The organism is Pseudanabaena mucicola FACHB-723 (assembly GCF_014696385.1).
GTDB lineage: Bacteria > Cyanobacteriota > Cyanobacteriia > Pseudanabaenales > Pseudanabaenaceae > Pseudanabaena.
Map to the genome: position 1 here is coordinate 1 of NZ_JACJQB010000067.1, position 10,496 is coordinate 10,496.

Here is a 10,496-nt window from a genome sequence, read left to right on the forward strand (position 1 = left end):
AATAAAAACTTATCTAAGTAGATAACAAAGTTGAGTTATTAATCAACTAATTGATGAAAATGTCAACTAATTGATGAAATCGTCAATGTGTACTCTGTAGTACACAGAAAACATGACAGTATTACCGTGTAGGCATAAGACCTTAATAATGTCATAGCCTCAAATCAACAGAAATTTATAATATAAAGACTGTGAGATGGAATGAAATGCTATGATCCGAGCTATAAGTTTTTAGTTCAAAGACAAATCACCTTAAAACAGTTGCTAAGTTTCCACGCCGCGCTTCTGTAAAAAGGTGATTTAGTCGGTTCTATTAAACTGATTCCGTATTTTTGCATTTAAACGCTAAAACCCTGATGCAAACAGGGTTGGCGGCGGCTTATACGGATTATCGCTACACCTAGGTATCAACTAGGGTTCACTACTCAAATACGCACACAGATTGCGTAAGTGCATATGAAGAATTTAACACAGAATACGCTGAAACAGGCTAGCCATAAGGACAATTTTGATAATCAATCCTTTGATTTAAGGCAAGCACATCCTCAAAGCCTGACCCCTGAAAGCGAGACAGCAAAGACATTTACAAGTTTTTTTCCATACTTGTTTAACTTTATCTACGCAAACAGCACAGATAGCAAAGGTAAGCCAAATTGGTTAACTGAGAAGCGTTACCCAATAACAGCAAGGCGATTATTTGATTATTGGCAAGATCTAAATACCTTGATCGGCGTGAGATTCGGCATAAATACAGCCTATGGAATGCTCGACATTGACAAAAACAGTCCCTATCACCCGCAACGCAACGAAGGGCAATTTAGAGGCATACTGCAAGCCCTTGAAGACATTGGACTAGTTAGACCGCTAATAGTGCAAAGCTCTTTTAGTGAAGGCTTGCACATCTATTACCCATTACCCAATCAAGTTTCTAGTTTTGCCTTAGCCTGTGGTATCAAAGCCTGTTTGAACTCTCACGGTTACGAAATTGCGTCAGGCGTTTTAGAGATATTCCCTAATACAAAAGCCTTTGGGAGTGAGTTTAACGGTCATCGACTGCCATTGCAAAAGGGTAGTTATATGCTCAATGACGACTTAGAAAAGATTGGCAATGACCTAAACCACTTTGTTTTTGTATGGCAGATGTGCCAAGACAGCCAAGATATTGACCTATTGAAAGAGTCGATTGCTGAAGCAAAGGAAAACTACCAGCCGCCAAAACTTAGCCGCAAAACTGATGAGATCCTCAAGTGGCGAGATGACCTTGAGAAACAAATAGCAGACGGATGGACTGGTAAGGGGCAATCTAACCGATTGCTTTATACCATCGGTAAATATGCCCGTGTATTTCTAGGCTGTGCTGATGTCGCTGCGATCGCAAAATACATCACCAAGACAGCGCGGGCAACCGCAGGCTTTTTTAAATTCTGTGGCGATATCCACAGGCTAGAGAAAAAAGCCAAGTCAATCGCTGAATGGTGCTTAAAACATCATTTCCCATGGGGTAGTAAGAAAACTGAACAAACCAATGAGGTAGATATGAGCAAAGCTGAGAGGCAAGCTGAGAGGATCGAGCGTATCCGCTTGGCAGTATCAGAGTTAAAAAATACAGGTGCTATGCCTCAAACAATCAGGGGCATGGCACAGGCGATCGCTAAAACTGCAAAGGTATCAGTCGAAACTCTATATGACAACAAAGAGCTATGGCATCCTGAATTTACTCAATCATCCTGTAACGCCTCACAGCCAAAGGATGTAAGCCAAGAAACGCCCCTAACCGATATAGCTATAGAAAGTGCTGAAAACTCGCTCCAAAGCACTGTTACAGATAACCCCCTATATGAAGCGTTAGGGTTTTTTGAAACGCCCCTGCGAGGTCAAGACTTGCCAAAATTTGCCAAGTCTGATGTTACAGATTTTGCTGATACTCAAACCGTTGCCGATGGCGATCGCCGCCTGCACCAAATCACCCCACCCGAATTGGTGAACCCGCCTCAAAAATCCAACGGTTCGATGTGGATTGAAACCCATGGCAGACTTGCGCCGCCCAAAACTGAAACCGCAACGGGTGCGATCGCCCAAAATCCGACAATTGGCATAGCAAACGCTGCTTGTTTGCAAGTCTATCAACCGCCCCAAAATCAGGCTGTATCTGAAATTGAAAGCAGGATCGGCTATCTCAAGGCAATTTTAGAAACTCCAATTTTGCGGCGTGGTAAGTCTGCTCCAGAGATTGCCAGATTACAAAGCGAGTTAGAGCGACTTGAATGCGATCGCAAAAATCTAATCGCCACCGATGAGCATTTACAAAATTGTTGAGGTTATAGATGGAAAGTCAAACTGTATCAAAAAAGCAATATTTAGCAATGCAGGAACTGGCGATCAATAGTCTTGACGCAGTACGCATCGTTTTAGCTGCCATAGTTGAGCCTGAATCAGAACGCATCTGTCACAGAGAAAAAGATGCGCGCATCAGATCCGCGATCGCTTGCATCCGTCACCAAAAGAAAGAAATTAGTAATAAATTCACTCCCTACGATGATTTTTAAACCTATGCCTAAACAAAAAAAAGGCTGTGACTCAAGCTAAAACAAACTTTTGATTGAGCCACAGTCCACAAATTTAACAAAGTTAATCCTAAAGGTTTATGTCGAAACTTCAAGAAATTCAACAAAAAGAAACTGAACTTGCAACACTTGAAAACCAACTTACAGAACTTCAGACACCAATTGCCGAGCCACAATCCGATAACTTTGATGATGTCGGAGAACTTTTGCAAGCCCGTAGAGACTGGCAACAATCCGAGCGCGATCGCCAAGATAAGTTGTCTGCTATCTCAGATCTCTTGCCAAAATTGCGATCGCAACTTGCCTCCCAAAAGCAAGGATATGCAGACTTGGAAACCAAAGTTAAAGCAGGATTTGACCAACTTGCCGAGGCGGCGCTAGAGGTCAACCAAATTCTGAACCAAGCTAATGAAGCGATTGCTAGGTTTGAAGCTTTGTCAATTGAGCAAGCAAAATTAGGTCATGCGATCGTCTATGGCTGTGAACCTTATCAGATCGGCGGCAGTGGTGGAGACTTTCCGATCTTTGCTGTCACAAGCTCCAAAGTCACGAAATGGGGACGGCAGCAATTCGCAAGCTTTCAGCGTGGTGGTCATGTTGGGGAGGATTGCAAAATATGATCGGAGCGCACTCAGTCCCCAAAATTGCAAAGTTGCCAAGTCCAATTTTAAAGCAACTGGTGAGACGGCTTGAAATGGCTCATAAACACGATCAAACTCTAGATGATCATTCTGATTGGTTATCCCAAAAAGGTTATCAAATCTCGCGATCTTCAGTTCATCGATTTTGTCTAGATTTGCGTAAGTTGAAGTCGTCAAACCCTGACAGTAAAGATCTTCTAGGCTTATATTTGGAACGGGTGAAACAATCTAGGATGTGTTGGTGAGTGCGATTTTTGGGATTTTGCAAAAACATAGGGATGTCAACAAATTGTTGACATCCCTATGTTTTTGGCTTTTATTAACGGGCTGTAGTGGGACTTAGTGGGACTATGTGGATTAGCTCTAAGCAGATTTTGCGATTAGATTTGATGCAATCCTAATCGCCTCACGTCTTGCTTCTGGATCATCAGTTTTACCTAAACCAGTGGCGATCCAATTGGCTACCCATTGACTGCGAGTAATACCGCCCAATAGGGCTAAAGCATCAATTTCAGTTACCCATGAAGCAGGAACTTTACAAGCGATCGATATTTTTGTGTCATCAGTCGAATTTATATCCATACGCCCCTGTCTTGTCGATTAATATCAATAATCTCATTTTACAAGAAAAATTTCATAGATATATAAATCACGATGTCATCTGTTGATAGTTGGCAATTCTACCCATGATCTGATTATTTCTAATTACACCGTCTCACACTCAAAAAAGATATTTGTCTAAACTTAGATGAGACACCGTGCTAAACATTGAAAATCGTAAACCACTTATCAATTCTCCTTATCAATCGTGGGATGAGTAACGGAAAATCGACGTTTCAGACGGTTAGAGATAGAACGGGATTGATAAGTTTTAATCATATGGCTACCTTTGCAAGAGCATCAAAACTGAAAGCATTGATTTATCAATGATGTTTACTTGGTAAAATAGCAATTATACCAAGTTAGGCTAGTCTCTCATGAAAGTAGAACGCAATGGTCAAGCTGAGATTTTGACTCAAGAGCAGTTACAAGAATTTTTTAATTATTTGTCCCCAAAGTATCGCGCCATTTTTGCGATCTGCCTGTTTTCAGGATGTCGAATTAGTGAGGCTCTTAGTCTGAAAACTGATGATATTGCTAACGGGGTGATTGTATTCCGTAAGTCGGTTACTAAGGGCAAATTGAAAACTAGAGAGGTTGATATTAGTCCACAGTTGCAAGCCTATCTAGACGGGGCGGATCTGCCTAGCACTGGTTATATTTTTCCGTCTAAGAGAGATGCTGATAAACCAATGTCTAGCCAAGCGGCTGATGAGATGCTGAGAAAGTATTGCGATTATCTTGGCTTTGAGGGTGTATCAACCCATAGTTTTAGACGTACTGCCTTAACGATGATGTCTGCCAGTGGCATACCACTACGAACTATTCAAGAGATATCAGGTCATGCAAGTCTCGCTACCTTACAGCGATATCTCGAAGTTACTCCCAATCAGAAAAAAGAAGCGATCGCGGCGATTGGCTTTTGAATTAGCCTAAAACAGATAGTCTGAAACAGAACCTATGATCGAAAAACTACCTCCCCTTGCTCAAGAGATTCGCGATCTAATTGGACTCAATCAAACCCTGTTGCTTGTTCAAAAGTTTGGGGGAACTCGGATATACATCCCCCCGCGTCTCGAAAGTGCCAAAAGCCTTATAAAGCTACTAGGGCGCGATGATGCTCAAAAAATGATTGATCGATTTAAGCGCGAGCAAATTGTTATTCCTAGATGCACAGCCTTTGTTAACTCTACTCGCGATCGTCAAATCATGAGCGATCGCGCTCTTGGGCTAACCGTTGATCAAGTGGCGAGAAAATACAGGCTGTCGCGCCAAAGTATCCAGAAAATTTCTAGTGGGTATAGATAGAACCCTATGGGTTGTTTCTTAGCACAGGAGGTTTATAACCTGACTTTTACACCCAACGGTGCAAAAGTATACAGGCTATGGGTTGTTTCTTAGCACACGCCACTACTGCCAAAACTACCAAACCAAACCCCTTAATTAATTGCATTGTCTTAATCCCTGAAATGTGTAGATGTCGCTTTAGGGTTTGTTTGTAGCGCTTAAACCTATACGATTAATTCTTTAAGTTCGGAGACTGATTCAAGTTCTTCAACTACTGAGAAGCTGTTGCTTTCAGCATAATAAATCTGATAGGTAAATCCATCGTCCCCACAATCTACATATAAGTGATCGTCAGTGCTTAAAACAAGTTTCCAACCCGTACCATAAATTTCTGCTGTCCCCTCTTGTGTGAGGTTATTAAGTGCCGTTTGCAGCATGAATAGTTTAGCCATTGTCTCAATTCCTGAAATGTGTAGATGTCGCTTTAGGGTTTGTTTGTAGCGCTTAAACCTATCGCTTGTATATACACAGTATAGATAATATCTATACATCTGTCAATACAAAATCTATACAGTTTCTATACAATTGACTTATGTATATATCTTGTATAGATAACGTATAGATATATACGTCGTATAGACAAAATCTAGATATTGATTTAATGTATAGAAATTGTATAGATAAAGTCTAGATTATGAGTGAATCTAAATTAGCTACGTTTCGCACCGATAGCGATACATGGGAGAATTTTCAGGCTAAAGCAAAACGCAACGGTACTAATGCAAGTGCTTTGTTACAGCGTTTTGTAAGGGATTATCTAGATGACAATCTAGACAGCCGTATAGACAGCCCCGCCGCCCCTAATGTCGATATCAAAAGCATGATTGAGACTGCGATTAATTCTCGACTCATAATCATTGAGGGTGAGGTAAGTGGACTGAAAACCGATCGCCACATTGAAAAAACTGATGGGCTGTTAATTGAAAAATTGCATACCGATTTAGCGATCGCACATCATCGAATTGATGATCTTGATAAAAAGATCGCCGCCCTTACCAGTGAGGCAACAGCACCCGCAAAAAAGCCCGTAATTGATAGTCCTGTAGAATCTGATGCACTGCCAATTATTGAGGCAATAGAGGCATCACCCGCCCCTGAATCTCTTGAATTAAATCAGCGTCAAATTTGCGATCGCTTTAACATTGACTACAAAAATCTGAGTAAAAAAGCTGGCAATGTAAATATGACTTCAGATGCTTACATCATGCACATTGCAAAAGAGCATGGTGAGATATGGGAGAAAGTAGCCTCTAAAGGTAGTCAAAAACTTTGGAAACTGTTTAAAACTGTTACCTGTACAATATAAAAGCATTGGTGAGATTTGTTTACACAAAAAGCCCGTCTAGAAAATGTCTAGACGGGCTTTTTGTGTGCTTTTGCCAGTGGCGAGCTGAGCAAAAAATAATTTTATTCGTCACAAACTTGGTAAGAACTTGTGACGGGGGTATCCAAAGGGGGGATCCCCTTTTGGCAAGCGTCATGTTGCTGTCGAGAAAAAATTAAACGGTAGTGCGATTTTTTGTCCGACAAGCAACATAGCTTGCAAGCTATTTTATGAAGCCTTCAAAGCACGCAAAATCGTTGCAACGATGGTACAGGTCAGTACAACTTTGGTACAACTTGAGTACAACTTTGGTACAAAGCTGGAATGATTTTGGGACAACTTTGGGATAGTAAACGGACAAAATTAGGATTGATTAGCAACTTACTAAAAGCCAATATTTGGGTATGCGATCGCCTAACTTGCAGAAAACTCTAGGGCATCATCAGCGCCTCTCACGATGCCATAACCTTTGTCTGCCAACCATTGAAAATAGGATCTAATTTCGGGCGCGGGTGTGTCGCGAAAAAGTCTGATAGAGCTTTGAATTTTCCGTGCTGACACAAAATCATTTTGCTTTTTGGCATATTCTAAAATCGCCTTTAGCGGTGCTGACAATTCCGATTGTGCTGACGTGCTGACAAGGGTTGACGGGGTTTCTATTGCCTTAAAACTAGGCTGTAGAGTGTCAGCAATAGAATTTGTCAGCAATGCGTAATCCCTTGGCATCGATAGGACTGGCATAGCTACGCGATCGCTAAGTGTGGGAATAGCACAGGGCAAATTACCAAGCATTGCGGGGCGATCTGCCTGCTCTATTGCTGACTTGATTGCATCATCTTTGAGGCTCTTGGCATGGTCCAGGGCGAACTCACCCAATCGGACAAAACAGAAGTTATCACGCACCGATCCTTCACCCTCTAAACCGATTGCTTTGACTTCAGGTGATTGGGTGAGAACTACCAATCTAATTGATACTTTTCTCGCTTCTCGACTGATTAACTTCATCCAAGAGCTTGCAACTTTACCCGCTTCTAGACTGGCAATAATCGCGGGGTATTCATCACAAATTATGATGATCGGCTCAAACTGCTTTGCACCCGTTGCCCTTGCATCATAGCGGCGTTGCATGAGTTGTAATATCAATCCCATGATTAAGGCAATTTCGGCATAATTGCGAGATGCACCAAACACAGGCAAGTTACCCCAATCATCAGGGGCGGCGTGAGGATCGATAACGATTGTGTATGCTGTGCAATTGGCTGCAAGGTGTTTTGCTAGGGTGCTTTTACCATCCCCTGTAGAACCAAGTAGCATAACGTGAGGTTTGCTTAATGCTTGTTTGACATCCGCAAATTTGACGGGGCCGGGGGTGTCGATGGGTGATGGTTGTGCGATCGCTATCTCACGTTTAGGCGGCGCGAAACTGGTAGATAACCACTGTGCATAACCTTGCTGACTTTGGATATGTGCTGATACCTCATAGGGTGCTAGAGATGCTTTTAGCTTATCGAGTCTATGGGATACATAGAACAGTCCACAGGATGCACCAATTAAGGTTAGTTTTGATGCCCAATGGCTAGGGATTAGGCACACGACACACAACCCTATACCAGTGCTGAAAATGGCTAGAGAGGCTTTGTTAACTACTCTCTTTGACTCAGTGGCGATCGTTACTTGGCTTGTGTGAAATTGGTTGTTTGTGTACATAGCAAAAAGCCCCTTGAGAGGGGCGGTGAACTTGGTTTGAACTTTTTACTCAAGTGCATCAAAAATGCTCTGAGATTAGCTTTCAGCTTTGATTTGCTGCATAGCTTTTTTGAGAACTGCTCTAAGTTCTTTCAACTCTGCACCAATCGCGTGAACGAGTTCAGAGTCGGAACCATCGGCAATGCCTAGATCTCTGTTGCGCTGCTCTTCTTCAGTGAAAACCTGTGAACGGTATAGGGTGCGAACTTTGGCAAGACTAGAGTCTAGTTTGTCTATTGCGTTGCAAAGCAAGGCTATAGGGCGATCATTCAGAATTGTTTGCAGCTCATCAACGCTGATCATCACAGGCTCATCCACATCCACCAAAGGCTTATCCATCAAAGGCTTAGGATTGCGTTGAACATTCTGCACAGCTTGAAGCCAAGCGCTAGAAAGTCTTTTCATTTCAGCAGCAATATCAGCAGGGTTATCAATGATGTTTTCTTCGACAAGGTTAGATTGGTTCTGTTCTGTAATTTGGGTCATGATTGTTTGTTGCAAATTTCAAAGGTGAGATCGTTTAGTTGTTTGTCCGTCCACTTGTCGCTCAATTGCTTAGCTATGGGGCGATTTAGGCATAGGGCAAGCTTTGAAATTAAAGCCTGTCTGTCTGCTTTTGGGGTGATGTTTGCGGCGATTGCTTCATCAGATTTTGCGGAAATGCTAAGCGCTGCAATGGTTTGAGCATTTTGGATGGAAGTTGATGCAGCTTCCATCCTCTGAAGGAAGTAACCGCCAATCGTGCCTACAGCAAGGCTTAGGGAAGATGTGATGAGTAGAGTTTTAATCATCTTTTTCAAATCCACACTCACCCGCGCAATCTAAAATCGTCATTTGTCCACAGGGGCAAGGGTTGATATTTTCGATGCTGTCTAGATCGTGTTCATCTAGATATCGCTGCTGCTCCCATGCTGTTTGTTTTTCTGGGCTGTCGATGCTGTCATTAATGCCAGTTAGAGCGGTGAAGATTGCTTTAATCATGCTGCTTTACCCTCATCATCGCTACTGTGCAATACTGCAAGTTCTGGAAATGGGGAAATATTGACGGGGGTATCATTGCCACTGGTCAGCCAAGCAAAAAGTTTTGCGGGTGCTTTGCGGATGATTGCGGCTCGCACTTTTGACCAGTCGATGCTATCTAGTAACTCATTGGCGATCGCATTTTCGAGTTCGATGTCAACAATTGTTGATAATGGTGCGGGTGTGGTTTGATATTCGGGCTGTGTAGGTTCTACAGCCTGTTTTTGAGGTTTCAATGCCATAATTAATCTACCTATTGAGTAAATGGGGATAAAGGCGATCGCGTAGTTTCCAAGCCGTGCGATCGCCTTTAATATTTAGTTGCTACCGTAAGCTACTGTAGCTATAGTACAGTAAAATACTGTATCTTAATTCAATAAGCAATATCAGGGTTATTATTTATGCCAGTCGCGTCAAAAGTGGAAACCTTGGGAAAACGTCAATCAGACATGGTGACGGCTTATCTGCCTACTGAAATAAAGCAAAGTTTAGAAACTTGGGCTACTGCTGAGAGCAGATCTGTTAGTAGCCTGTGTACATATTTGCTAACTCAAGCTGTCAATACTGCCAAGCGTGAGGGCAAGTTAGGCGATCGCACCAATAGCAAAGGAGCAAAATAAATGACTCAATCAATTGCTCGTAAATCCTTATATGAGTCCGATTTCTTGCTATGGACTCAAGACACTATAGCCAAGCTAAAGGCTAAGGATTTTGACCATGTGGACTTAGAAAACTTGTTAGAGGAGATCGAGGCTTTGGGTAATTCTTACCGTGACGAGCTAGAGAGTCGGTTAGAAACCTTAATCGAGCATTGCCTCAAGCGTCTTTGTGTGGATATGCCTCAAGAGTTTAATGGATGGGAACGCACTATAAGAGAGCAACGTAGACGGCTTAAACGCAGACTACAAAAGACTCCTAGCCTAAAAACTTTATGGGATGAGTCTGTCTTAGAGGCTTTTGAGTTTGCTCTTGAAACGGTTAAAGATGATTATCCACAGTATCAATTTCCTGATACATGGCAATTTGGGCGCGATATTGAAACGATGCTAAATGTTGATTTTTGGGAATTGTAATTAATATTTTGTCTGCAATTTGTAGACAAAATATTAATTTGTAAATTTATTGCTGAACCCAGAAATAAGTTGCTGCTTTCAATAAAAACTTATCTAAGTAGATAACAAAGTTGAGTTATTAATCAACTAATTGATGAAAATGTCAACTAATTGATGAAATCGTCAATGTGTACTCTGTAGT

General features: G+C 41.9%; 16 protein-coding genes. 9 read left to right on the forward strand and 7 right to left on the reverse strand.

Going from position 1 to position 10,496, the window contains the following annotated elements; all coding sequences use genetic code 11:
- Window positions 1-456: 456 nt before the first annotated feature.
- From H6F41_RS17760 to H6F41_RS19435, 4 genes are all read left to right on the forward strand, one after another.
- On the forward strand, window positions 457-2,316 hold the full coding sequence (locus H6F41_RS17760) for a hypothetical protein (protein WP_190404798.1): 1,860 nt from the start codon (window positions 457-459) through the stop codon (window positions 2,314-2,316).
- An 8-nt stretch (window positions 2,317-2,324) separates the two neighbouring features.
- Window positions 2,325-2,546, forward strand: a complete 222-nt coding sequence (locus tag H6F41_RS17765; RefSeq protein ID WP_190404799.1) for a hypothetical protein — start codon at window positions 2,325-2,327, stop codon at window positions 2,544-2,546.
- Window positions 2,547-2,644: 98 nt separating this feature from the next.
- Window positions 2,645-3,184 (forward strand): hypothetical protein, encoded by a 540-nt coding sequence (locus H6F41_RS17770; protein ID WP_190404800.1) that lies wholly within the window; start codon window positions 2,645-2,647, stop codon window positions 3,182-3,184.
- Entirely contained in the window at window positions 3,181-3,450 is a 270-nt protein-coding gene (locus H6F41_RS19435) for a phage protein Gp27 family protein (RefSeq protein WP_190404801.1), read from the forward strand. The genes H6F41_RS17770 and H6F41_RS19435 overlap by 4 nt, the downstream gene beginning before the upstream one ends.
- Before the next feature lie 118 nt (window positions 3,451-3,568).
- On the opposite strand, the gene H6F41_RS17780 is transcribed toward H6F41_RS19435, so the two are convergent.
- Window positions 3,569-3,787 carry a hypothetical protein gene (locus H6F41_RS17780; RefSeq protein ID WP_190404802.1) on the reverse strand — a complete coding sequence of 73 codons (219 nt, stop codon included), beginning with the start codon at window positions 3,785-3,787 and terminating at the stop codon, window positions 3,569-3,571.
- 395 nt (window positions 3,788-4,182) lie between these two features.
- On the opposite strand from H6F41_RS17780, the gene H6F41_RS17785 reads away from it, so the two are divergent.
- Together H6F41_RS17785 and H6F41_RS17790 are read left to right on the forward strand one after the other, a co-directional pair.
- Window positions 4,183-4,731 (forward strand): tyrosine-type recombinase/integrase, encoded by a 549-nt coding sequence (locus H6F41_RS17785; RefSeq protein ID WP_190404803.1) that lies wholly within the window; start codon window positions 4,183-4,185, stop codon window positions 4,729-4,731.
- Window positions 4,732-4,765: 34 nt separating this feature from the next.
- Window positions 4,766-5,113 carry a Mor transcription activator family protein gene (locus H6F41_RS17790; protein WP_190404804.1) on the forward strand — a complete coding sequence of 116 codons (348 nt, stop codon included), beginning with the start codon at window positions 4,766-4,768 and terminating at the stop codon, window positions 5,111-5,113.
- Between the two features lie 203 nt (window positions 5,114-5,316).
- On the opposite strand, the gene H6F41_RS17795 is transcribed toward H6F41_RS17790, so the two are convergent.
- Complete coding sequence (locus tag H6F41_RS17795; RefSeq protein WP_190404805.1) at window positions 5,317-5,544, reverse strand: hypothetical protein; 228 nt, start codon at window positions 5,542-5,544, stop codon at window positions 5,317-5,319.
- Between the two features lie 242 nt (window positions 5,545-5,786).
- Between H6F41_RS17795 and H6F41_RS17800 the strand changes: the two genes are divergently transcribed.
- The gene (locus tag H6F41_RS17800) at window positions 5,787-6,458 is read left to right on the forward strand and encodes a hypothetical protein (protein WP_190404806.1); all 672 of its coding nucleotides are present in this window, start codon (window positions 5,787-5,789) and stop codon (window positions 6,456-6,458) included.
- Window positions 6,459-6,890: 432 nt separating this feature from the next.
- Here H6F41_RS17800 and H6F41_RS17805 read toward each other — a convergent pair whose 3' ends face one another.
- From H6F41_RS17805 to H6F41_RS17825, 5 genes are all read right to left on the reverse strand, one after another.
- Window positions 6,891-8,183 (reverse strand): type IV secretory system conjugative DNA transfer family protein, encoded by a 1,293-nt coding sequence (locus H6F41_RS17805; protein WP_190404807.1) that lies wholly within the window; start codon window positions 8,181-8,183, stop codon window positions 6,891-6,893.
- A 75-nt stretch (window positions 8,184-8,258) separates the two neighbouring features.
- A complete protein-coding gene (locus tag H6F41_RS17810; protein WP_190404808.1) occupies window positions 8,259-8,708 on the reverse strand; it encodes a hypothetical protein in 450 nt (149 codons plus the stop codon).
- Window positions 8,705-9,013 (reverse strand): hypothetical protein, encoded by a 309-nt coding sequence (locus H6F41_RS17815; RefSeq protein WP_190404809.1) that lies wholly within the window; start codon window positions 9,011-9,013, stop codon window positions 8,705-8,707. Before H6F41_RS17815 ends, H6F41_RS17810 begins: the two co-directional genes overlap by 4 nt.
- The gene (locus H6F41_RS17820; RefSeq protein ID WP_190404810.1) at window positions 9,006-9,203 is read right to left on the reverse strand and encodes a hypothetical protein; all 198 of its coding nucleotides are present in this window, start codon (window positions 9,201-9,203) and stop codon (window positions 9,006-9,008) included. Before H6F41_RS17820 ends, H6F41_RS17815 begins: the two co-directional genes overlap by 8 nt.
- Window positions 9,200-9,484 (reverse strand): hypothetical protein, encoded by a 285-nt coding sequence (locus tag H6F41_RS17825; RefSeq protein ID WP_190404811.1) that lies wholly within the window; start codon window positions 9,482-9,484, stop codon window positions 9,200-9,202. The genes H6F41_RS17820 and H6F41_RS17825 overlap by 4 nt, the downstream gene beginning before the upstream one ends.
- 159 nt (window positions 9,485-9,643) lie before the next feature.
- On the opposite strand from H6F41_RS17825, the gene H6F41_RS17830 reads away from it, so the two are divergent.
- On the forward strand, window positions 9,644-9,862 hold the full coding sequence (locus tag H6F41_RS17830) for a ribbon-helix-helix domain-containing protein (RefSeq protein WP_199288833.1): 219 nt from the start codon (window positions 9,644-9,646) through the stop codon (window positions 9,860-9,862).
- Entirely contained in the window at window positions 9,863-10,315 is a 453-nt protein-coding gene (locus tag H6F41_RS17835) for a DUF29 domain-containing protein (RefSeq protein ID WP_190404812.1), read from the forward strand.
- Window positions 10,316-10,496: the final 181 nt, after the last annotated feature.

Coding starts and splice junctions, on each gene's coding strand:
- H6F41_RS17760 (WP_190404798.1), top strand. CDS start 457: ATGAAGAATTTAACACAGAATACGCTGAAACAGGCTAGCCATAAGGAC.
- H6F41_RS17765 (WP_190404799.1), top strand. CDS start 2,325: ATGGAAAGTCAAACTGTATCAAAAAAGCAATATTTAGCAATGCAGGAA.
- H6F41_RS17770 (WP_190404800.1), top strand. CDS start 2,645: ATGTCGAAACTTCAAGAAATTCAACAAAAAGAAACTGAACTTGCAACA.
- H6F41_RS19435 (WP_190404801.1), top strand. CDS start 3,181: ATGATCGGAGCGCACTCAGTCCCCAAAATTGCAAAGTTGCCAAGTCCA.
- H6F41_RS17780 (WP_190404802.1), bottom strand. CDS start 3,787: ATGGATATAAATTCGACTGATGACACAAAAATATCGATCGCTTGTAAA.
- H6F41_RS17785 (WP_190404803.1), top strand. CDS start 4,183: ATGAAAGTAGAACGCAATGGTCAAGCTGAGATTTTGACTCAAGAGCAG.
- H6F41_RS17790 (WP_190404804.1), top strand. CDS start 4,766: ATGATCGAAAAACTACCTCCCCTTGCTCAAGAGATTCGCGATCTAATT.
- H6F41_RS17795 (WP_190404805.1), bottom strand. CDS start 5,544: ATGGCTAAACTATTCATGCTGCAAACGGCACTTAATAACCTCACACAA.
- H6F41_RS17800 (WP_190404806.1), top strand. CDS start 5,787: ATGAGTGAATCTAAATTAGCTACGTTTCGCACCGATAGCGATACATGG.
- H6F41_RS17805 (WP_190404807.1), bottom strand. CDS start 8,183: ATGTACACAAACAACCAATTTCACACAAGCCAAGTAACGATCGCCACT.
- H6F41_RS17810 (WP_190404808.1), bottom strand. CDS start 8,708: ATGACCCAAATTACAGAACAGAACCAATCTAACCTTGTCGAAGAAAAC.
- H6F41_RS17815 (WP_190404809.1), bottom strand. CDS start 9,013: ATGATTAAAACTCTACTCATCACATCTTCCCTAAGCCTTGCTGTAGGC.
- H6F41_RS17820 (WP_190404810.1), bottom strand. CDS start 9,203: ATGATTAAAGCAATCTTCACCGCTCTAACTGGCATTAATGACAGCATC.
- H6F41_RS17825 (WP_190404811.1), bottom strand. CDS start 9,484: ATGGCATTGAAACCTCAAAAACAGGCTGTAGAACCTACACAGCCCGAA.
- H6F41_RS17830 (WP_199288833.1), top strand. CDS start 9,644: ATGCCAGTCGCGTCAAAAGTGGAAACCTTGGGAAAACGTCAATCAGAC.
- H6F41_RS17835 (WP_190404812.1), top strand. CDS start 9,863: ATGACTCAATCAATTGCTCGTAAATCCTTATATGAGTCCGATTTCTTG.